Below are 20,302 nucleotides of genomic sequence, written 5' to 3' on the forward strand. Positions count from 1 at the left end.
CCTTAATTTCAGGAGGTTTTACTGTGAATGCCGCTCACGCGGAGAGTCTGCTAGCTCACTTGCAGCAGATTCCCGACCCGCGTGGGGCTAAAGGAAGGCGCCACTCATTGCAGGCCATGCTGGCCACCGTTGCCTGTGCCGTATTGTGCGGTGCGCGAGGCTATGAAGCCATTGCCCAGTGGATTCACGCTCAAGAGAAGAGCGTTTGGTATCTGCTGGGGTACTTTCGCACGCCGCCCAAAGAAGGCGCGTTTCGTTACTTACTGAACATGATGGACCCGGAGCAACTCGAACAAGCCTTGCGTGCTTGGATCACTCCTCACGCAGAAGTCGACCCCCAAGCAATGGCCTGCCTAGCCATTGATGGAAAGACGCTTTGTAAGACCCTGGATCGGTACGGCAAGTCGGTCCATCTCTTGAGCCTGTTTGATCAGCAGACCGGCTGCGTACTCAGCCAAATGCCTGTCTCGGGAAAGACGAACGAGATTAAGACCGCCCCCGAAATTCTCCAGACGCTTGTCTTGGAAGGACGTGTGGTGACCGGAGACGCGATGTTCGCACAGACCGAGATTTGTAGGACCATTACCGATTCGGGCGGTGACTTCCTGATTGTCGTAAAAGGCAATCAGGGAAACTTAGAAGAAGACATCGCCGGTGATTTCTTACCGGCCTTTTCCCCCCGCCAGTCAGCATAAAAAAGAGGCGTTCCAAACCGAGGTCCGGACGCACACCAAAGAGCATGGTCGCGTTATCACGCGGCATCTTCAGGCCAGCACGCGGATCGTTCCGCACCTCTCTCGCTGGCCCGGACTTCGGCAGGTGATTCGCTTAGAGCGTACGAGTCGTCGCAACAACGAGACGATCACCGAGGTCCAGTATGCCATCACCAGTCTCTCTCCGCAGCGTGCCGATGCGGAGAAGCTGCTTGAGATCTGGCGTAGCCATTGGGGCATTGAAAACCGTTTGCACTGGGTTCGTGATGTCCTCTGGCAAGAAGACCGTTGTGGGGTCCGTCATCACCGTGGAAGCCAAAACTTAGCCTGCTTCCGCAATGCGGCTATCAATCTGCTCCGTTTAGCCAAAGTCCCCAGCCTCATCGGTGCTATCAGAGAAAACGCTTACCGAGTCGATAAGCTATTCGCCAAGCTGGGTATCATGAAACTTTGAATCGCCCTGTCACTCTCCCGCTGGCCTTTGACAGTTCGCGACTGCTTAGATTAGGGTGGTGGATTCGCTGAAGTTCGGATGTCCCAAGCTAGAATTAACTCATTTAAGGACCAGAGATGGCTGCCCTTTCGATCAAACCGGCTGATGACTGCCAAATTGACTTCCTCTCTCTTGGGGCGATGGTTCATCGGCTCGATCCTGGAATTACTCCATTTCGTCGAGCTCGGGAGTTCGCGGTCCACGTATCCGGCGGCGAGTACAACTGCGCTGCCAACCTTGCCAGTTGCTTTGGCCAGCGGACCGGCATTGTCACTGCGATGGTGAATAACGGCATTGGCGAGCTCGTGCAAACACGCATTCGCGAAATGGGCGTGCGGCCATTCTTCAAGCACTTCGAGCACGACGGCGTGCGTGGACCGAACATCGCCACAGTCTATAGCGACCGCGGCCACGGTGCGCGTGCCCCGGTGGTGTTCTACAACAGGGCAAACGAAGCCGCCGCCATGCTCAAGCCGGGCGATATCGATTGGAAGAGCATTTTCGATCAAGGCGTTCGCTGGTTCCACTCTGGCGGTATTTATGCCGCTTTGGGCGAACACACGTCCGACCTAATCGCCGAAGGCATGCAAGCCGCCAAAGCGGCGGGCACGGTCACTTCGTTCGACTTGAACTACCGAGCCAAACTGTGGGCCACACTCGAAGGTGGCGAGACCAAGGGCATCGACATGAACCGGCAGATTGCCAGCCATCTCGATTGCCTCATTGGCAATGAAGAGGATTTGCAGAAAGGCCTGGGTTTCAAAGGGCAAGACGTCGAATCGAAGTCGAAGCTCGATCCCGAAGCGTTCTTCAGAATGATCGAGAATGTTAAATCGGAATTCCCCAACGTGAAGGTAGTTGCCACGACTTTGCGACAAGTGGAAAGCACCAGCCGCCATCGTTGGAGCGCCGTGCTGTGGGTCGACGGTGAGAAGCTGACGTGCCCCACGATGCAGCTCGATGTGATCGATCGCATCGGCGGTGGCGACGGTTTCTGCAGCGGCATGATCTATGGCATGCTCGCAGGTGAAAAGCCCGAGCAATGCCTACGATTAGGCTGGGCTCACGGGGCGCTGCTTACGACGTATCCTGGGGATGTTTCTCAGGCAACACTGAGCGAGGTTGAGGCATTAGCCGAGGGTGGTTCGGCCCGGGTGCAAAGATAATAGCAACGCAGCTTACTTCCCTGGCCCGGAGGGCCAACACATCCCCAGTCGGCACCGTCAGGTGCCGGAACCGGTGCCCCCAATATCAAAGCCCCAGAGGGGCGACACAACATCAACGCTGCGATCAATCGAAAACGTACCGGGCATCGTAGTCGACCCCATGACATTTCAATAACCGAACGTATTCTTCTTGGAATGATTCACGAGAATGATGTTCGGCCTGCGTCTTGATGTATTCGGCAACGGCATCCTTCTGCGAAACGCTGACCGTAAACGCACCGAAACCTTCCTGCCAACCGAACTTATGTAGCGAATCGCTCGTCTCGTTGACGTGCTTGCTGGAATTGGCCTTGAGGCGTCCAACGAAATCGGACACGGCTACTTTGGCCGGAATGCGCACCAACAAGTGCACATGATCAACCCAGCCGCCGATTTCTAGCGCGAATCCATCGAGATTCTTCGTAATGCCCGCCATGTACGCGAACAGGTCAGTTCGGAATTGTTCATTCTGGAGGTAGGGTTTTCGATTCTTGGTGCTAAATACGATGTGGTAGAGGAGTTGTTGGTGCGTGCTTGGCATGGTGGCGACCTTGGGTTGTGTCGCCACTCCGTGGCTAATTTGTTCTCGGCTCGGGGACCGGCGTCTGACGACACCGGCTAGGGTTGTGACGGCCCTCCGGGCCTTGGCACTCATTCGTCCTTGATATGAGTTGCAAAGTCATCCCATGAATCGGCTACCAGTATGGCATACCGAGGCTTCATGCCAATCAACGGCAACGAGTATATTTTGCCGAGATCATCGAATACGAAGACGCGCCACCTCCATCACTAGCGAAAGCGAGTAAGCCTGGAGCGTGCTCTTCAATTTCGATGTCTTTATTTAGTTTTTCGACCAACTCAAGTGGTTCCAAATGGAAGTACCCGCCGAAATCTAAATCCGTGAACCCGTGCATCGTCTGACTGGACTGGACTGGACCCAACGGATGTATTCTGATGGCAATCTCATAAGAGATTTCCATGCAGTCCTACACTTCCACCACATCCCACGGCGGCTCGCTTGGCAAATATTTTTCGTACATGGTTAGCAGCTGCTTCTGGTACTCGCCGCTAAACGTGCCGAACAGGAAGCGATCAATTCCTTCATCGTGCAAGCGTTGCCAGCTGCGTTCTTCGCTCCCTGGATTAATCGGGAAGAATAGGCACTTGTTCGCCAAGGCCGCTTTGTAGTCGCCGGGGGCGTCGCCGATCATCAGCGTATGATTCGGCTCGTAGTGGCTTGCCAGGGAAAGGGTCTCCTGCTTGGTGCTCGTCTCTTGGCCGTACATGCCTCGGACGAATCTTGCAACGCCGTGTTCTTGCCATTCGCTTTCGAGTGCTTTGATGGGCGCGGCGGAGACGACCAGCATGTCAGCCGCTTCGTCGAAACGTTGCAGGCACTTTTGCACAGACGGGAAGGGAGGCACGTTGCGCACCATGGTTGCCATTGCGGAGTTGACGTCTTCCGACCATCTGAGCGCCTGCGCCAGATCAGGATCGCCCGTCGCCTCGACAGCTTCGCTGAGCGCTGGGTTTCCCAGCCTAGTCGCCTGCGCGACCCAGTTAATCAGGCCCTCCGGCTTGGGGATATACGTTCCCCGCTCTATCACCTCGGGCCTACGTCGCAGCCAATCGAGCTGTTCGATGAGCGCCACGAACCGATTTGAGCTACGGCTTTTCGAATACAAATTCACAAACTCTGCGGCCTGACGAGCGTAGTTGCTCACACTTTGCAGTTTGTAGTGTCGAATGAACGCAGGAATAAAGCACTCCTTGTGCTTCAGTTCCATCGTGTCGAACACGCAACCGTCTGAGTCGATTCCGACCAAGAAGGGCTTCTGAGGCTTATAGTTTTCTATGGGCATTGTTGGCTTGCCTAACCTTGGGTTGATGAGCTAGTTGGATTCAGTCGTAGTCTTCGACTTGGTGGGCCACTTCGTTACCAGTGCTGTAACGCGGCGTTCGATGCGGGCCAATTCGGCCTTGAAGCGGGGGTCGCTTACGCCGCCGTAGTTTTCCAGGAAGTCTTGATTGTCTAGACCTTCGGCCAAATCGTCGATTGCCGGAAGGAATTCCTTCACGGTGAAGGATCTCGCGATTTCGTCAAGCGAGAGCCGTTTGTTCAAGACGGCTCCGGCAAACACGATTCCCGCCCGATTGGCAGCCATGTCGGCAAAGCTAAAGCCGGTACCGCCCTGGGAGTCAAGCATCTCCTTCGCAAGTCCCGCACTACGCGCGGCATTCGATCCCACCAACGTGGCCAAGTGTGCCGAAACGAAGAAATGCTTCGTGAGATCAGCCCGATCATTCATCGTTGGCTTACCCATGGCGGCTAGACGTTGCCTGCGTTGGACTGTGTCTTCCACGCGACTCAATAGATTCCCTGCAACCGGCAAGATCGCCAACGAATCGGTATCGTCCATGGCAATGCCGAGGGCGAGTAGGAACGCTTGGGTCGATGATTCTCGCCGCACGCGCTTCGCTGCCAAAGCTGCTTGCTTCACGTAGAGTTCGGTGAGCTTGTCGCCGTGGACAGGCTTTCTCGAACCGCTGAGTTCGCCGTTGGCTTCCTCACGCGCGAGGCGTTGATTCAATTCACCGACGCGTACTAAATGATCAAGCACGCGCCGCACATCTTTGACGATGGGCGTAGTGCCTGCCGAGCGGACAATTTTGCGATAGTGCCCAGCGGCCGGGTCGTCTGGCAGAGCCGGCTCCAAAGCGGCATAAATGGTGTCGAGCCGGCGACGTGATTCGAGCGAGAAGTCTGTCACTTGCTTCGCGCGATTGCGACGAATCTCTTCCCCCATGAGCGACATGAGTAAGGTGTTGACCGGATCGAACTTGATGGTCGCATCCACAGCACGCTGCAACCCACCTGTGAGCACCGGCCGCATGACGCTGTGTTGCTCGGGACTGTGGGCCGCGCCCAAGTGGTGCCCCAGTTCGTGAACGAGCAACTCCAATCGCTCAGCCTCAAGAATGTTGGTGGCTCGTTCTTTGAGGAGAATATGAGAGTAAAGCGGCCCGCGCGTTCCTCCCAAGTGATAACGTCCTTTCTCAATGCGATACTGGCTGGTGAATCCAATTGCTACGCGACCGGGTGAGGGGTCGACCTCACGTTCAAACTCCTTAAGCGTGCGATTGAAGTCTTTCTGCTCTTCTGATGAATTCCAAGTTTCGATTGCTACGACCTTAAAGCGAACTCCGCAATGGGCTTCCAACACGTCAGAAGCTGAAGCAAGCCGAGCTCGCAAGAGCGGTTCCCAAACAGAGCGATGTGTTCGCTCGTCATCGTCGACCAGTAACTTCACAGGGATCATTCCCGCGTTGGGCAGAGCTGGAAGCCTATCATCGTCAGCGGAACGCCTCACCTTATGCCGACCGAGCCCAAGCTCTTGCAACGCTAACGCATCTGTCACCTGATCGCGAGCAAAGTAGTAGGCCGCACCGTGCTCGATCTTAAAGTCGTACACCTCTCGCGAGTCACGAACACGCACTTTTGTGGCGACATCAAAATAGATAGGCCGTGAATCCTTCGGCTCGATGGTTATAGGCTGCATTTTGCTGCCTCTGGGCAGCGTGCTGACGCGAAGGGGCTTATCCGTGCGGTTCGTAAGCACGGCCACATCGGCAGAACACGGCAGGGTAAATAGCCCAAGCAGAATCAGCAACGACAGGTGCGGTAAGAATCGTGGCACCAATGGCAATGAGTAGGTAATAGGGTAGCGCATAGTCCCATCATAGAAGATGATTCACCTGCCGACGAGCATCCAAGTTAAGCAGAGTCACAAACGTTGCCGTCACAAGCCCCCCAAGTAGTCCTGAAACTCCTGCATAGCATAGACATCACGCTCACGCCCTGCTGCTGCGAATGCTCCCTGCAGATTGACAAGCATGCGCGACAGCCATTGCCTTGGAGTCGCGCGAACCAAGCAACTGGGCACGGCGATCTCACTCTTGCCTGTACATTGGGCAACCTTCACCAAGGCTTCGGCTTCGGTGACAATACCACCGCCGCAGTACGGATCGACAAACATGGCATTCTCTCCGGGTGCTACAACCTCCACCAAGAAATGACCCGGCGAGTTGATTCCGTAGACATCAATATCCAACTCACAAGCGACCCGGCCGTAGACTAGTGCGAGCGTGATCGGAATCCCACATCGCTGTTGCAATACCGTTGGTAGGTAACTATTCACAGGGTTGTAATAGTCTTCGTCATTTCCTTTGAGACCAATCACTTCAAACAGCAAGTCGTGCAAGTGTGCGAGACGTGCATCGAAACCCTCCGAACGAATTCGCCGTCGCACAGCTTCGGCAAGATTCTCAACAACTGTCTCGCCAGCGGTAAAGTCGGAAGCTGGCAGCTCGTGACAAGCGATCGCCCAAGCGGCTTCAAATAGCCAACGAAAGCTGTCTCCTACGACAGGCTCGTCCAGTGACTGTTCGTGCAACGACTCGGTGAACTGCCGGAAAGCAGTAGGGCGGCAGTAAGCGGGCTGAACGGTCAAAGGGCTATATCCTCAACTCGTAGCGAAAGTTGGTAGTGTCGATTCTGAATCGAGCGAGCTTTCATCGCGCCGCCATTCGCTGCGCTTCCGCTCAATAAAATTGACTAGTAGTTGTTGCTCCTCATCCCCCCGCCCGCTTACTGTCAATGGCGCTCCGAAGGCGAAACGCACTTTTCGCGACGGGTCGAGCCGACCCACTTCGGAAATCCTCTCGCCCAGCGGCCACGCCCAGGTATCGAGTGCGAGGGGTACTATCGGCACATCGTTGCGTTGGGCGACCTTTACACCGATGGTATTGAATCGCTGGGCGTTGAATTCTTCCGCTCGTACTCCTTCGGGGAAAATCACAATGCTCGAGCCGCGCTGGATTCTTTCCTGGGCACCGCCAAGCATCCGTTTAAAATCTCCTCGTGGGTCGCTTTGCGTGACCGCAATGGGATCGCGTGAACGCATCACATGCTTGAAGATCGGATAATCGAGCAGCGCCTGCTTCACGACAAAGGTGACTTCTTTTATCGGTTGAATCACTGCTGGCAACACGGTTGTTTCAAGACTGCTTTGATGGTTGCCAACAATCAGGCAGGGCCCATCGACGCTTTCGATATGCTCCCGGCCCGTTACTTCAAACTGCATCCCGACGCTTTCCAAAGCCCGTATAACTTCCACGCTACTGTCTGACCAGGCTGTGCTATCGTAAGTAGCGAACTTCGCTCTGCTGCTCGCCTTAACCACGATCCAGAAGAACTTGGTGTAGAATACCAGCGAAGGAAAACGACGCGCAAACCACGACACCTTCCGCCGGGGCGAGTGGTATTCTCCGTTGTGAAACTCAAGCGAGGGCATGAAGTGGAATTCGTAAGAGTCAATACTTCAACGTTAATCTCTTGAAAGCCAATCTTGGGGCAGCAAACATGATAGACGATTAGCGAGAAGTGATAAACATCGAGAACACCGACTGCCTCGCGGCGATCATGTTCGGCAGCTAACGCCCCACTTAAGGCGGGTTTCAATCCAAACGAGTTCTATGGCTATTTTCGACTATCAATTCATTGTCAACGCTCCACTGGCAACTGTGGTGGCATTTCATCACGACACGAGTGCCCTGAGAAAGCTCACGCCACCGCCCACCTATGTTCAACTGCACGATATCGAACCGTTGGGCGAGGGTTCGGTCTCACGCTTCACCCTCTGGGTAGGGCCTTTGCCACTACACTGGAAGGCGGTCCATCGCGATGTGAGTCCGCACGGATTTACCGACGTGCAGGCTGAAGGTCCGGCAAAGCGTTGGGAGCACACGCACACTTTCGCTGAAATCTCCGCAAACGCAACTCGTGTGAGTGAACACATCGAGTACGAACACGCCGGCGGCTTCTGGGGACTAGTCACGCGTGTGTTGTTTGCCAAATGGAATCTCTTTCTGATGTTCACTTATCGAAAGTTCGTGACCCAGTGGTGTTTGAGGAAGGCTACTTGATATGCGTGATATTCACCCGAGCCGACATGCACAAGTAGTCGGGTAGTTTCTGTTCGGACCTTTGCTTTTGCACTTTTGCACGCACAACGTGTTTTATCGAGCAAAAGCCGGGGCTCTTGATCGGGTGGCAACTGCGTTACTACTTGTGGGAACAAGACTTACGCCAAATGAAGGTTCCAACACGCGGTGACTTTTGCTTTTCAACCGTGCAATAGAGTATGTCGTATCCAGTTTCATAAATCCTGCAGCACCGTTCCTCACCACAATCTCTACTAGCGGGCGTAGCGACGGAAACCGGGGTAAGACTATTTTACTGAAACCGGCGGCCACGTTCTTCCCAGAAGTTTGGCCGGTATAGATGAAGATCCACCGTGCTATTAGGGACGTTTTTATTGCAGTATTGTCTGCCCAAACGAACAGCTTGTGTGCGGTCTTCCGAAGTGATAGGTTTGGCACCAATGGGGTCCTATTCTTCTCTATTGGGTCGCCCTTCCTAACAACTCGTCTTACCTAGCTAGTGAGGATGCTATGGTTTTCTTGCGTTTCGTTCTTCTCGCCTTGCTGATTTCCTTGCCCAGCGTCGCAGCCGCACAAGTTACCGCTCTGTGGACCGGCAGCGGTGACGGCAGTAGCTACAACGATCCGGCCAACTGGGATATTAACTTGGTTCCGATCAACGGGTTGAACGGGGCGGATACGTATGAGGTGGTGATACCGGGTAGTCAAAGTGTGCTCTTCGATGTCCCAGGGACTGGTCACCAAGTGTTCCAGCTTTCAGTTGGTAGTTCGAGTGACTTCCAGGTTAACTCAGGTCGCGACATCGAGGTTCAAGATGAAGCTTCGATCTTAGGTCGCGTCATCGCAGATGGCGGTACTTTTTCAGCCCCCTCGAATGCCTCGATTTTCCCTGGCAGCGCTGCTCGTGCGACGGTTCTCGATAGTGGCCAACTCACGCTTGCGGCCACCAGCTATTGGGCGACAGGCCTAGCGAGTAATCAGACGCTCTTTTTAGCCGATGGTTCAGGATCGCTTCTCGACCTGAGTTCGCTGGAGAGCATCAACGCCGGCTGGGATGACGGCTCTGGCGCTACACGCGTCAACACCATCGAAGCCTCCAACGGCGCAACGATTGATCTGTCGAGTGTCGCGAGTATTGAATCGCCCGATCGTGGCGAAGATCGTCTCGACATTGTCGTCGGGGTTGATTCGCAGATTAATCTAGCCGGACTAACGACGCTGGTGAGTGATTCTTCTGGGGATACGCGGTTTGTCATCAATCGACCCGACTATGCGCTACCCTCACTGGAAGATGCGCGTCATACGCAGTTCCTGCCTGCAGCCGGGACAACGCTCAATTTATCTGCCCTGATGAATCATAATTCAGGAAGTTATACGATTCCCGATGGGGCGGTGGTCAATGCGCCGCAACTCGAAAGCATGGTGAGCGTCACGATGACGATCAATCAGGGAGGGACGTTCAGCGCTCCGAATCTTACCGATATCTCCGGAAGTGTTGTTGAGGTAACGCCGACCACAACATTCGAGTCGGGCGAGTTAACCAACATCAACAATGCTCGCCTGCGAGTCCGCGAAGGAGCGACCTTTGGTGTTTCGACAGGCGATATCGCGGCCACCAGCTATTCGGCGACAGGCTTGCCGAGCACTCAGACTCTCTTTTTAGCCGATGGTTCAGGCTCGCTTCTCGACCTGAGCTCGCTGGAGAGCATCAACGCCGGCTGGGATGATGGCTCTGGCGCTACACGCGTCAACACCATCGAAGCTTCCAACGGCGCAACGATCGATCTGTCGAGTGTCGCGAGTATTGAATCGCCCGATCGTGGCGAAGATCGTCTCGACATTGTCGTCGGGGTTGATTCGCAGATTAATCTAGCCGGACTAACGACGCTGGTGAGTGATTCTTCTGGGGATACGCGGTTTGTCATCAATCGACCCGACTATGCGCTACCCTCACTGGAAGATGCGCGTCATACGCAGTTCCTGCCTGCAGCCGGGACAACGCTCAATTTATCTGCCCTGATGAATCATAATTCAGGAAGTTATACGATTCCCGATGGGGCGGTGGTCAATGCGCCGCAACTCGAAAGCATGGTGAGCGTCACGATGACGATCAATCAGGGAGGGACGTTCAGCGCTCCGAATCTTACCGATATCTCCGGAAGTGTTGTTGAGGTAACGCCGACCACAACATTCGAGTCGGGCGAGTTAACCAACATCAACAATGCTCGCCTGCGAGTCCGCGAAGGAGCGACCTTTGGTGTTTCGACAGGCGATATCGCGGCCACCAGCTATTCGGCGACAGGCTTGCCGAGCACTCAGACTCTCTTTTTAGCCGATGGTGCAGGCTCGCTTCTCGACCTGAGCTCGCTGGAGAGCATCAACGCCGGCTGGGATGATGGCTCTGGCGCTACACGCGTCAACACCATCGAAGCTTCCAACGGCGCAACGATCGATCTGTCGAGTGTCGCGAGTATTGAATCGCCCGATCGTGGCGAAGATCGTCTCGACATTGTCGTCGGGGTTGATTCGCAGATTAATCTAGCCGGACTAACGACGCTGGTGAGTGATTCTTCTGGGGATACGCGGTTTGTCATCAATCGACCCGACTATGCGCTACCCTCACTGGAAGATGCGCGTCATACGCAGTTCCTGCCTGCAGCCGGGACAACGCTCAATTTATCTGCCCTGATGAATCATAATTCAGGAAGTTATACGATTCCCGATGGGGCGGTGGTCAATGCGCCGCAACTCGAAAGCATGGTGAGCGTCACGATGACGATCAATCAGGGAGGGACGTTCAGCGCTCCGAATCTTACCGATATCTCCGGAAGTGTTGTTGAGGTAACGCCGACCTCAACATTCGAGTCGGGCGAGTTAACCAACATCAACAATGCTCGCCTGCGAGTCCGCGAAGGAGCGACCTTTGGTGTTTCGACAGGCGATATCGCGGCCACCAGCTATTCGGCGACAGGCTTGCCGAGCACTCAGACTCTCTTTTTAGCCGATGGTGCAGGCTCGCTTCTCGACCTGAGCTCGCTGGAGAGCATCAACGCCGGCTGGGATGATGGCTCTGGCGCTACACGCGTCAACACCATCGAAGCCTCCAATGGGTCCACCATTGATCTGTCGAGTGTCGCGAGTATCAACGGCCCTTCTCGAGGTGAAGACCGCATCGATTTTCGGGCAGAAGGCGCATCAACAATAGATCTCTCATCACTAACCACGGTTACAAATCGGTCAGCCGGGCAGACGCGGCTAATTGTTGGGGGCGGCAGTACAATCCGAGTCGGCTCGCTAGTATCAAGTGACAACTTGCGGGTCATTCTCAGCGACTTAGACTCAACGCTTGATGTTGGCGGTTCCCTGACACTCGATTCAGGAACACTTTCAGTCGGTTTGGGCGCGAAAGTTCAAGTCGGTAATAATTTCAGTCATAGCTACACGACCGAAAGTAACTTCGTCGTAGATGAAGGCATCATCCAATTCAACGGTTCCGGCGCTCAGCAATTCGAGGTCGCTAGCCTTGACTCCGGTGCTAACGCCTTCAACTCGGGTAACTTCGGCATCGGCCAACTTGTTATCGGTACTACGACTCAGCGTACTAGTGTTGAGTTGATCGACGTGGTTGACAACGGCAACCAAGGCGGAGCGGGTGAACCCGAGGCACTTTACCTTTACGGTCTCGGTGGGCCTGCTGGGTTGCGGATTTTCAACAACTCGGCGCTCATTCTCAATGGGCTGAATGTTTACTCACACGATCCCCTTTCTGGCGACCAAGTGCATTTGAATAGCCTGTTTGGCCCCGGTGAGCTGCGGATCGCGTACGATGACGGCTTCTTGCAGCTTGTGCCGTTGGACTTCCAATGGGGCAACAACGCAGGCGGAGACTTCAACCTTGCTGGTAACTGGAGCGATGGCCTCGTGCCGCTTGGCTCGGACGCGGCGATTTGGAATCTCGGCAGCGTGAATGGTTACGATGCGCAGTTCGGCACGAACGTGGCGACCGACAGCGCGATCGTCAACAGCGACAATGTGACCTACCAGCTAGGAGGTTTCACCTATTCGCTGGCTGGAATCAACGCCACGACAGGACTCGTTGTGGGACAGAACCCCACAGACAATGCCAAGCTGACCATCGCCAATGGCACACTAGCTACGCGCGACGGAAGAGTTGCTGCGGCGGGAGGGTCGCAGGGCTTATTAACGGTTGCAACAGGAGGTCTCTTGCAAGTCGATGAGAGCCTTCTCGTGGGTGGAGGGCAGGGTACCTTGCAAGTTGACCTTGGCGGCAGTGTGCAGGTGGGCGATGTACTCACACTGACCAATAGTGGGCGGCTTGCGGGTAGTGGCAATGTAATTGCAACTGTGGACAATCAGGCCGGGGCCATCTCGCCAGGTTCTGCTGCTGGTCCTTCGGCGGGATTGCTGTCTGTTACTGGCAGTGTCCTACAGGGAACTAGTGCTACGCTGGAAATCGAGCTAGGGGGAGTCGACAATTCCAACCTTGCGATTCCTGAGTTTGATACGCTGCAAGTTGATGGCTCGTTGATTCTCGATGGGGAGTTGTCCGTTTCCTTAGTAGATCTCGGTGGCGGAGAGTTCACTCCCAGCGATGGCGACATGTTCACCATTGCCACTGTCACGAGCGGAATCTCTGGGGAATTTAATTCGTTCGCACTCCCCGAAATCGCCGGACTCACTTGGCTCCTAGGTAACAACGATCAAGACCTTGTCTTGGCTCTGACCGATTCTCCTGCAGACTTTGCGGGTGACTCCGAGATCGATGGAGCCGACTTCCTCGCCTGGCAAATAGGGTTCGGGATCAACTCAGGAGCAAATCCCAGCGATGGCGACTCGGACAGCGATGGCGACGTGGACCCCGACGACCTCGCCAACTGGCACGCCCAGTACGGGTTCGAGGTGATCGCCAACACGCCGAGCGTAGGAGCCGTTCCGGAACCTTCGGGTCTAGTTCTGCTGGGTACTCTTTTGGTGGTACAGGCTACGAGCGTGCGTAGAAGGGTTCTGAGCTAAGCCCTCAGCGGTCCCCTGTAAACTGCGTAATCTAGGCAAGATCTGCTGACTCCACATAACCGGATTGATCCTTGCTAGCCGGACAATCCGAATAGGTTCACATACCCGCAACTTTTCTAGCAACTGCTGAGGGCCCCGTTTGCCCGCCTCCGCATCCCGTGCGGCAGCCGTTTGCGACCTGAACCTTGAAGGGGAAATCATGAGGACCTCACTCGCAAGACTGGCCATTGCGTCAGTCGTATTACTTGGCTTGATCGCTCACGGCACGAGTGCCGAAGCGTCTAGTCCGCGATTTCGCAGTGGCCTTTCTGGTGGGCAACGCACGAAGGCGAGCAGTTCGCAGCAAGTCAACAGTAAGTCAGCACCCAAACCAAGCAGCGTCGCTCGCGACATGTTTGACGATGCCCAAGCCGACTACGAGCCCAGCGGCGTGGTGTTTGCGACCGATGTCGATACTCGCACTGGTCGGCAGCCCGCACCAACGAATGCTCAGCGTAGCTTGCAAAACGTGGCGCTTGCCCAATACTACCCGTCGTCCGACTGCACGATTGCCAGTGACTGCGGCAACTGCAGCGACAGTGGTTACTGCGACATGAACGCCGGTGGCTGCGATCTGGGAAGTTGCTGTGATAGTGGCTGCTGCGACAATGGTTGTTGCGATGGCGGTTGCTGTGGATCGTGCTGCCCCAGCGATTGTTGGTGGAACCATCGTACCCGTGTATGGGGCGAGTTCCTCTATCTACAGCCTGGCGATGCCGACGTGAGCCATGCTCAACAGCAGAACGGCATCGGCGGTGCAGGCACCGTGCCTTTCGGCACGATTGGCCGCGTTGATCCCGACTTCGAGCCTGGCTTCCGTGTCGGTGCAGACATTCGAATGTCTGACTGCTCGAGCGTATTTGCTGCCTACACGCACTACGAAAGTGCTGCGGTTGGCTTCCTCGATCCTCCTGTCATTCCTGGTGGCGGTGGTGCGGTTGGCTCGCTCATTCACCATCCTGGTGCTGCGATCACCGCTTCGGTAGGCCCTGTGTTAGCAGCCTATGACATTGATTTCCAACTGGCAGACTTTGGCGTGCGTCGCCTCTGGAAAACTGGTTGCGACTACGCCATTAATTGGAGTCTTGGTGGGCGCTACGCTCACCTGGAGCAAAGCTTTGTGCAAACCGGCATCTATGCCGGTGGCTCGGCCGGACGAATAAATACGAACAGCAACATCGATTTCGACGGTGGTGGTGTGCGTGCTGGCCTCGACGGCGAGTACCGCTTCGGTTGCCGCGGCTTTTCGCTGTACGGTAATGTGAACGTGTCGCCGATGATCGGTACCGTGCAGGCGGACTACACCATGCGAAATATCTCGACCGACGTACTACTTGCCCAATCGGTTTGGAAAGACGATCGCTTCATCACCACTTTGGATTACGAAGCGGGCCTCGCTTGGACCAGCAAGAAGGGCAAAGTACGCCTGTCTGCTGGCTGGAACGCGGCTCATTGGTTCAACGCGGTCACGACCGACTCGTTCATCAATGGCGTGCAGAACAACAACTATGTTGATATCGATGGGGCGCTGAGCTTCAGCGGCCTCAGCTCGCGTATTGAATACCGGTTCTAAGTCCTTCGATTCAAGCGTTGTTTGGCGGGATCGGCTAAGCCGCAAGCGGCGGGCTGGAGCTGATAAAGTTGAACTAGATTGATTTCCCAAGGCGGCCTGCACTACCTAAGTGCAGGCCGTCTTTTTGTTTGCGCCGACTGAAAAAACCATCATCCCCCCCCACACCCAGCTTGCTCTGAGGGCTACGGAATCGCCATAACCAGAAATATCAGGCAAATCCATACAAAACTCTTGTATTACCCATCTTACCCAAGGTACACTCACCGCCGGTTCTCTGCGGGCACCCGAACGCTCTCGAAGAGTAGACGTTTCGCTCGCATGGCCTCCCCGCCGTGCCACTTGGCTAGCGGGAATAGCACATCTAGTGAGTTTCACGCACCTTGTCTTGGGTTATTGTGTCATGTCATTTCTCCGTCGCGATTGGTTTGGTCGTAATGTCTCAGGAAACGGGGCCTCTCAGCTAGCTAAGGGAGTGCGGCGTAAAGCTAGTCGCTCGACTAGTCAGCCCAACGCTACGCGATTGGGTGTCGAGCAGTTGGAAGACCGGCGGATGCTTGCGATTCTTGTAGGTGGCGGCGCAGGGGGTGGCGGTGATGATCTCGAGGCACTAAACGACCAGGCACCGCCCGCTGGGCAGAATGTTGGATTCGAACCAACGGTAGCGATAGAGAACTTTCGCCTCAACGATGGCGTTGGCGACACGCAAGATGTCTTCATCTATCGCGCCAGCTCGACTGGAAAACTCCTGGTCAGTAGTGTCACCGACGGCTTCGCAGGTTTCACTCTGGATGTTCAGGATTCGGCAGGGAATTCACTACTAGGTGGTGCCATCACACAGGGACAGGACAGAACCCTACCAGTAATCGAGTCGCAGATTTACTATGTCGTTGCCACAGATACAACCGTCGACGCTGCTGGTGGAGTTTACACGATTGACCTCAGCAACAGTTTAGCTCCAACTCCGGCCAATGTTAGCCTCTCCCCGGCTTCTGATACTGGAGCATCAAACAGCGACGGCATCACTGGCGATAACACACCCACGTTCTTCATCCAGGATGACATTGCCAGTTTCTTACCCGCCCTACCGGCCGGAACCAATCTAGGTGCTATCGATAGCAATGGTGCCAACGGCTACGACGTGGAACTGGTCGCCACAAACCTGACCACCGGTGCCCAAACGGTGGTCAACGCTACCCGACTGGGAACAAGTGCTACCTGGACGGTAACTACCCCAGTTCTCCCTGATGCGCAGTATTTGATCTCCGCACGAACTAGGGTGGACGATGCGACTTCGGCCGGTGCCGGCGGAGCAAATACCGGGTTCTCGCAGCTCTCGGTGCCAATCTTCGTGACCATCGACGCCGTGGCTGACCCGGTCACGGGAACCATAGTACTGACGCCGACCAGCGATACGGGAATGCTGAGTACCGACGGCGTAACTAAGATCAACGAACCTTCTTTCGTAGGTGTAGGACCTGAAAACTCAACGGTCCGCCTGTTTGCCCAACCACTTACCCCGGCAGGTGCTGTTGTAGGTTCGCCGGTGCTGGTGGCTACTGGTACCGTCGGTTCAGACAATACCGACAATGTGGCAGGCGACGGACAGGGAGCTTATGCGCTGACTTCCGATCCGCTGACTGATGGGCGGTATAGCTTCTTCGTACAATTCGAAACCGACGCCGGGTTGCTGAGCCCTCAGATCGCTCTCCCTACCGATCTCTTCATCGACACGGTCGAGCCCAACACGCCGTTTCTCGACTTGACAAGCGACACGGGTCGTAGCGACGCCGATGAAATCACGCAATCTTCGCTACCGACTTTTGTCATGCGATCCAACGCAACGCTTGCGGGTGGGGCAGCGAATCCATTTGCCAACGATGTGAAGTTCCGCCTCTACGCTCGCCCTGATGGCAATATCGGTGCGCCGGAAACGCTCGTGTACGATAGCTTCACCGATGCGACTCTCGGTGGAGGCTTCACGACGCTTGCTTCTTTGACACGAACCGTCTCACTGACAATAAATGATCCAGCGGGCGCGCCTTTCCCAGATGGCGTTCACAACTTCACGCTAGAGATCGAAGATCGTGCGGGCAATATTAGTCACGACTTCCTGCTACCAGTAACCATCGACACAACGGCACCGACTGTGAACTTTGGCCAACCGGCAACCGACGGCGATGGCCTCTTCGACGGTAGCGATACCGGAGTGAACGGCACCCCCGCGACGTTTGCCGATCGCATCACCAGCGACACGACACCAACCGTGTGGGGTATCGCCGAGGCGAACTCGGTGGTCATGCTCTTCCACGACACAACCGGCAACGGGTTCACTGCGGATGATACCTTCTTGGGACAAACCGTCTCCAATCCGTTGGATGGCAATCTCGCTTTCCCTGCTGGGTATTGGCAGATTTCATCGGCTCTCAACCTGAAGCAACTCAATGGTGGTGATGGTGCTATTCCCTTGTTGGCGATTGCCCAAGATGTAGCGGGCAACGTCCTACCACCGACCACCAACATCGACGCACTCACGATCTTACTCGACACGCAGGGCCCGCAGATTGATGCCGTGACCGTCGTTGGTGCGACTGGCTACGACCTGTTTGATCCTAAGCCTTCGGTCAATGGACCTACTCCGCTGATCAATGCCCTGCAGATTGACATCGTCGATTTGCCAGCAAGGGTTGTCGCTGCGATCGCAGGCGATCCGAATTTTGAATATGCCGCCTTTGAAAACAACGCATTTACTCCAGGCAACTTCCAACTGGTAGGCGATCACGTGGGAATCATTCCCATTGAGAGCATCACTCCGTCGCTCCTCGGAAATGTCAATGGACAGCCAGCAACGGGATCGATCGTCCTTGCATTCGCTCAACCTCTGCCGGACGATCGCTTCACGCTTACCATCCTAGACAACATCAGCGACGCAGCAGGAAACGCGCTCGATGGCGAGTCGAATGCCAGCGAGCCCCTGGAAGATCCGACTTTCCCGACAGGCGATGGCATCCCCGGTGGCAACTTTGTCGCACGCTTCACGGTCGATAGTCGACCAGAAATTGGCTCGTTCGTCGCTCAGAACATCGATCTCGATATTAACGGCAACTTCGTTTGGGATCCAACCAATGCCCAAATCGGCAACGATGCCACCAATGTCGATCTCACGTTCAACATGAATGTTGCTGATCCAGCAACCGGGGCTATTGCGCCTGGTGGCTACTCAGTGCACGACCTTGTCTTCGCCGGCTTGTTCGGCGGTGGCGGTGGAGTGCTCATCAACGACAACGCGGTGTTCGTAATCGATATCTCTGGCAGCACTACGAGTAACTTCGGGGGCGATCCAGTCGGCGATGTCAATGGAGATGGCTCTGCGAACGAAATCATCGACGCTGAAATCGCTGCCTTTAAAGTACTCAACCAGCAGTTGATTGATCGAGGACTTGGGAATACGGCAAAGGTGTCGCTCGTTGCCTTTGAGAGTGCGGGCTCGATTATCGATGTCGATCCAGTTACCGCTGGGGTGCAAACCGTCACCACTCCCCTGGCCGATCTCGACTCGAACGGGATGCGAGATATTGAAGAAGCACTCATGTCGCTTGACAGTACTGGTGGTACCGACTTTGAGAGCGCGTACCAGACTGTGCTATCTGCACTAACCATGGGCGGCTACGCTGCAGGCTCAGCCGACGTGATCTTCCTTTCTGATGGGCAAGCGGGAGGTGGATTTGAGGACGAAGTGACTCAAATACGCGATACGCTCGGCCACAACGTGCGAGCCTTTGGCGTCGGTACTGGATCGTCGCTTGCGCAGCTTACCCTCATGGACCCCGCCGCTGAGCAGTTCACTAACACCAACGAGTTGCTCGCTGCCTTTGGTGGCGGTGGTGGAGGGGGAGTTGGTGGAGACTTCCGCGGCTTCGACCAGTTGGCTGTCTTCGGTTGGTCAACGGAACTAGGCGGCAAGCGCTGGTTGATCGACACGAATAGCGATGGCGTTATCAATACGGGCGAAGGCGATATCCTGACTATGCAGCCTCTGGTTGCAGGCTTCGACATCGCCGGTGCACTTCCGATTGCCGGCAACTTCGATGGCAACGCCGATAACGGCGACGAGATCGGCCTCTACTTTGCGGGACAGTGGGCGCTTGATACCAATCGTGACTTTGTGATCGGTGCCGGGGATCTCTTCCTCAGCGGAAATTTACTTGGACACCCTGTGGTTGGCGATTTCGACGGAAACGGCGACGACGATCTGGCCGTGTTCAATAATAACGTGCTGACCTTCGACATGAATGTCGCCGGTTTCGATGGAAATGCTGATCAATCCTTCAACTGGGGATTCCCAGGCGTACTCGATCGCCCGGTGGCGGCCGACATGGACCAAGACGGCATTGATGACATTGGACTGTGGGTACCTCGCAACAGCGCCCAGGCGAATCGACCCATTGCTGAGTGGTACTTCCTTGTATCCGCGGGAGCCACACCGGTCCCGGGAACGGTTGCTGCACTCAATCATCCGTTCGAGATTCCACCGTTTGGCAATGACATCTACGCAGAGTTCGGTGACGAGTTGGCCCTACCCATCGTCGGGAACTTCGATCCACCGGTTGCCGCTTCGACAGACAACAATGGCGGACTCAACACGCAAGGGAACGACGAGTCGGCGGATATCAACGACGATGGTACTACTGACGGTTTCGACTTCCTGATACTACAGCAGAACAATGGGGACGGAGGACCTTCCGGAGGCAGTGTTGCCATGTGGCAGGACGAATACGGGCAAGGTGTGGCAGCCACGGCATCTGTGAATGACTCCGACTTCAATGCCGATGGCACGGTCAACGGCGATGATCTCGGCATGTGGCAGTCGGACTTCGGCCAATCGCTTGGAAGCGAGAGCTTCCTGGCTTGGCAACAAGACTTTGTCAGCACGCCGACTGTTGCTGCGGCGACGGCACCCAGCTCGGCACTCAACCTAAACTCTGGACTCAACTTGGCTGGGGTTACGGGGCTTGGCCAACCCGGCACTTTGACTGCAGCCGTTTTGGAGTCCGCCTTCGAAGGAATTGCAATCGATCTGACGCCAGTAGAGGTTGAGGGTGTCTGGGACGAAGCTCCTCAATCACCAAGGGATGAAGCATTTGCGGACGAAACTCTCCTTAAACAGGACAAGGATGCGACAGAAGAGTCCGAAGCAGAGCTGGCCGAACAGCTCGTTGTCACCTACTTGGTGTAGTAGCGGATT

The 20,302-nt window shown here is 55.4% G+C and carries 12 protein-coding genes; 7 read left to right on the forward strand and 5 right to left on the reverse strand.

Annotated features, from left to right (window positions below; all coding sequences use genetic code 11):
• Positions 1 to 23: 23 nt before the first annotated feature.
• From HG15A2_RS24845 to HG15A2_RS15210, 3 genes are all read left to right on the forward strand, one after another.
• Positions 24 to 695: an ISAs1 family transposase gene (locus tag HG15A2_RS24845; RefSeq protein ID WP_218931927.1), complete on the forward strand. Its 672-nt coding sequence runs from the start codon at positions 24 to 26 to the stop codon at positions 693 to 695.
• A complete protein-coding gene (locus HG15A2_RS24850) occupies positions 655 to 1,167 on the forward strand; it encodes an ISAs1 family transposase (RefSeq protein WP_145057890.1) in 513 nt (170 codons plus the stop codon). Before HG15A2_RS24845 ends, HG15A2_RS24850 begins: the two co-directional genes overlap by 41 nt.
• Positions 1,168 to 1,283: 116 nt before the next feature.
• Positions 1,284 to 2,372: a sugar kinase gene (locus HG15A2_RS15210; RefSeq protein ID WP_145061038.1), complete on the forward strand. Its 1,089-nt coding sequence runs from the start codon at positions 1,284 to 1,286 to the stop codon at positions 2,370 to 2,372.
• 124 nt (positions 2,373 to 2,496) lie between these two features.
• Here HG15A2_RS15210 and tnpA read toward each other — a convergent pair whose 3' ends face one another.
• The 5 genes from tnpA to HG15A2_RS15235 all read right to left on the reverse strand — a co-directional run bounded on the left by tnpA (position 2,497) and on the right by HG15A2_RS15235 (position 7,765).
• A complete protein-coding gene (gene tnpA, locus HG15A2_RS15215; RefSeq protein WP_218931998.1) occupies positions 2,497 to 2,952 on the reverse strand; it encodes an IS200/IS605 family transposase in 456 nt (151 codons plus the stop codon).
• A 445-nt stretch (positions 2,953 to 3,397) separates the two neighbouring features.
• On the reverse strand, positions 3,398 to 4,273 hold the full coding sequence (locus HG15A2_RS15220) for an HAD family hydrolase (RefSeq protein WP_145061040.1): 876 nt from the start codon (positions 4,271 to 4,273) through the stop codon (positions 3,398 to 3,400).
• A 30-nt stretch (positions 4,274 to 4,303) separates the two neighbouring features.
• Positions 4,304 to 6,142: a hypothetical protein gene (locus HG15A2_RS15225; RefSeq protein ID WP_145061041.1), complete on the reverse strand. Its 1,839-nt coding sequence runs from the start codon at positions 6,140 to 6,142 to the stop codon at positions 4,304 to 4,306.
• A 69-nt stretch (positions 6,143 to 6,211) separates the two neighbouring features.
• Complete coding sequence (locus tag HG15A2_RS15230; RefSeq protein WP_145061042.1) at positions 6,212 to 6,922, reverse strand: transglutaminase family protein; 711 nt, start codon at positions 6,920 to 6,922, stop codon at positions 6,212 to 6,214.
• A gap of 12 nt (positions 6,923 to 6,934) precedes the next feature.
• Entirely contained in the window at positions 6,935 to 7,765 is an 831-nt protein-coding gene (locus tag HG15A2_RS15235; RefSeq protein ID WP_145061043.1) for a lysophospholipid acyltransferase family protein, read from the reverse strand.
• A 181-nt stretch (positions 7,766 to 7,946) separates the two neighbouring features.
• On the opposite strand from HG15A2_RS15235, the gene HG15A2_RS15240 reads away from it, so the two are divergent.
• From HG15A2_RS15240 to HG15A2_RS15255, 4 genes are all read left to right on the forward strand, one after another.
• Positions 7,947 to 8,396, forward strand: coding sequence for an SRPBCC family protein (locus HG15A2_RS15240; protein WP_145061044.1), 450 nt, complete (start codon positions 7,947 to 7,949; stop codon positions 8,394 to 8,396).
• 528 nt (positions 8,397 to 8,924) lie between these two features.
• Entirely contained in the window at positions 8,925 to 13,448 is a 4,524-nt protein-coding gene (locus HG15A2_RS15245) for a beta strand repeat-containing protein (protein WP_145061045.1), read from the forward strand.
• Positions 13,449 to 13,647: 199 nt separating this feature from the next.
• The gene (locus HG15A2_RS15250) at positions 13,648 to 15,060 is read left to right on the forward strand and encodes an Lpg1974 family pore-forming outer membrane protein (protein WP_145061046.1); all 1,413 of its coding nucleotides are present in this window, start codon (positions 13,648 to 13,650) and stop codon (positions 15,058 to 15,060) included.
• 400 nt (positions 15,061 to 15,460) lie between these two features.
• The gene (locus HG15A2_RS15255; protein WP_145061047.1) at positions 15,461 to 20,293 is read left to right on the forward strand and encodes an Ig-like domain-containing protein; all 4,833 of its coding nucleotides are present in this window, start codon (positions 15,461 to 15,463) and stop codon (positions 20,291 to 20,293) included.
• The last annotated feature ends 9 nt before the right edge of the window (positions 20,294 to 20,302 follow it).

The organism is Adhaeretor mobilis (genome assembly GCF_007741515.1).
Taxonomy (GTDB): domain Bacteria; phylum Planctomycetota; class Planctomycetia; order Pirellulales; family Lacipirellulaceae; genus Adhaeretor; species Adhaeretor mobilis.

Coding starts and splice junctions, on each gene's coding strand:
- HG15A2_RS15240 (WP_145061044.1), top strand. CDS start 7,947: ATGGCTATTTTCGACTATCAATTCATTGTCAACGCTCCACTGGCAACT.
- HG15A2_RS15220 (WP_145061040.1), bottom strand. CDS start 4,273: ATGCCCATAGAAAACTATAAGCCTCAGAAGCCCTTCTTGGTCGGAATC.
- HG15A2_RS15255 (WP_145061047.1), top strand. CDS start 15,461: ATGTCATTTCTCCGTCGCGATTGGTTTGGTCGTAATGTCTCAGGAAAC.
- tnpA (WP_218931998.1), bottom strand. CDS start 2,952: ATGCCAAGCACGCACCAACAACTCCTCTACCACATCGTATTTAGCACC.
- HG15A2_RS15210 (WP_145061038.1), top strand. CDS start 1,284: ATGGCTGCCCTTTCGATCAAACCGGCTGATGACTGCCAAATTGACTTC.
- HG15A2_RS15245 (WP_145061045.1), top strand. CDS start 8,925: ATGGTTTTCTTGCGTTTCGTTCTTCTCGCCTTGCTGATTTCCTTGCCC.
- HG15A2_RS15225 (WP_145061041.1), bottom strand. CDS start 6,142: ATGCGCTACCCTATTACCTACTCATTGCCATTGGTGCCACGATTCTTA.
- HG15A2_RS15235 (WP_145061043.1), bottom strand. CDS start 7,765: ATGCCCTCGCTTGAGTTTCACAACGGAGAATACCACTCGCCCCGGCGG.
- HG15A2_RS15250 (WP_145061046.1), top strand. CDS start 13,648: ATGAGGACCTCACTCGCAAGACTGGCCATTGCGTCAGTCGTATTACTT.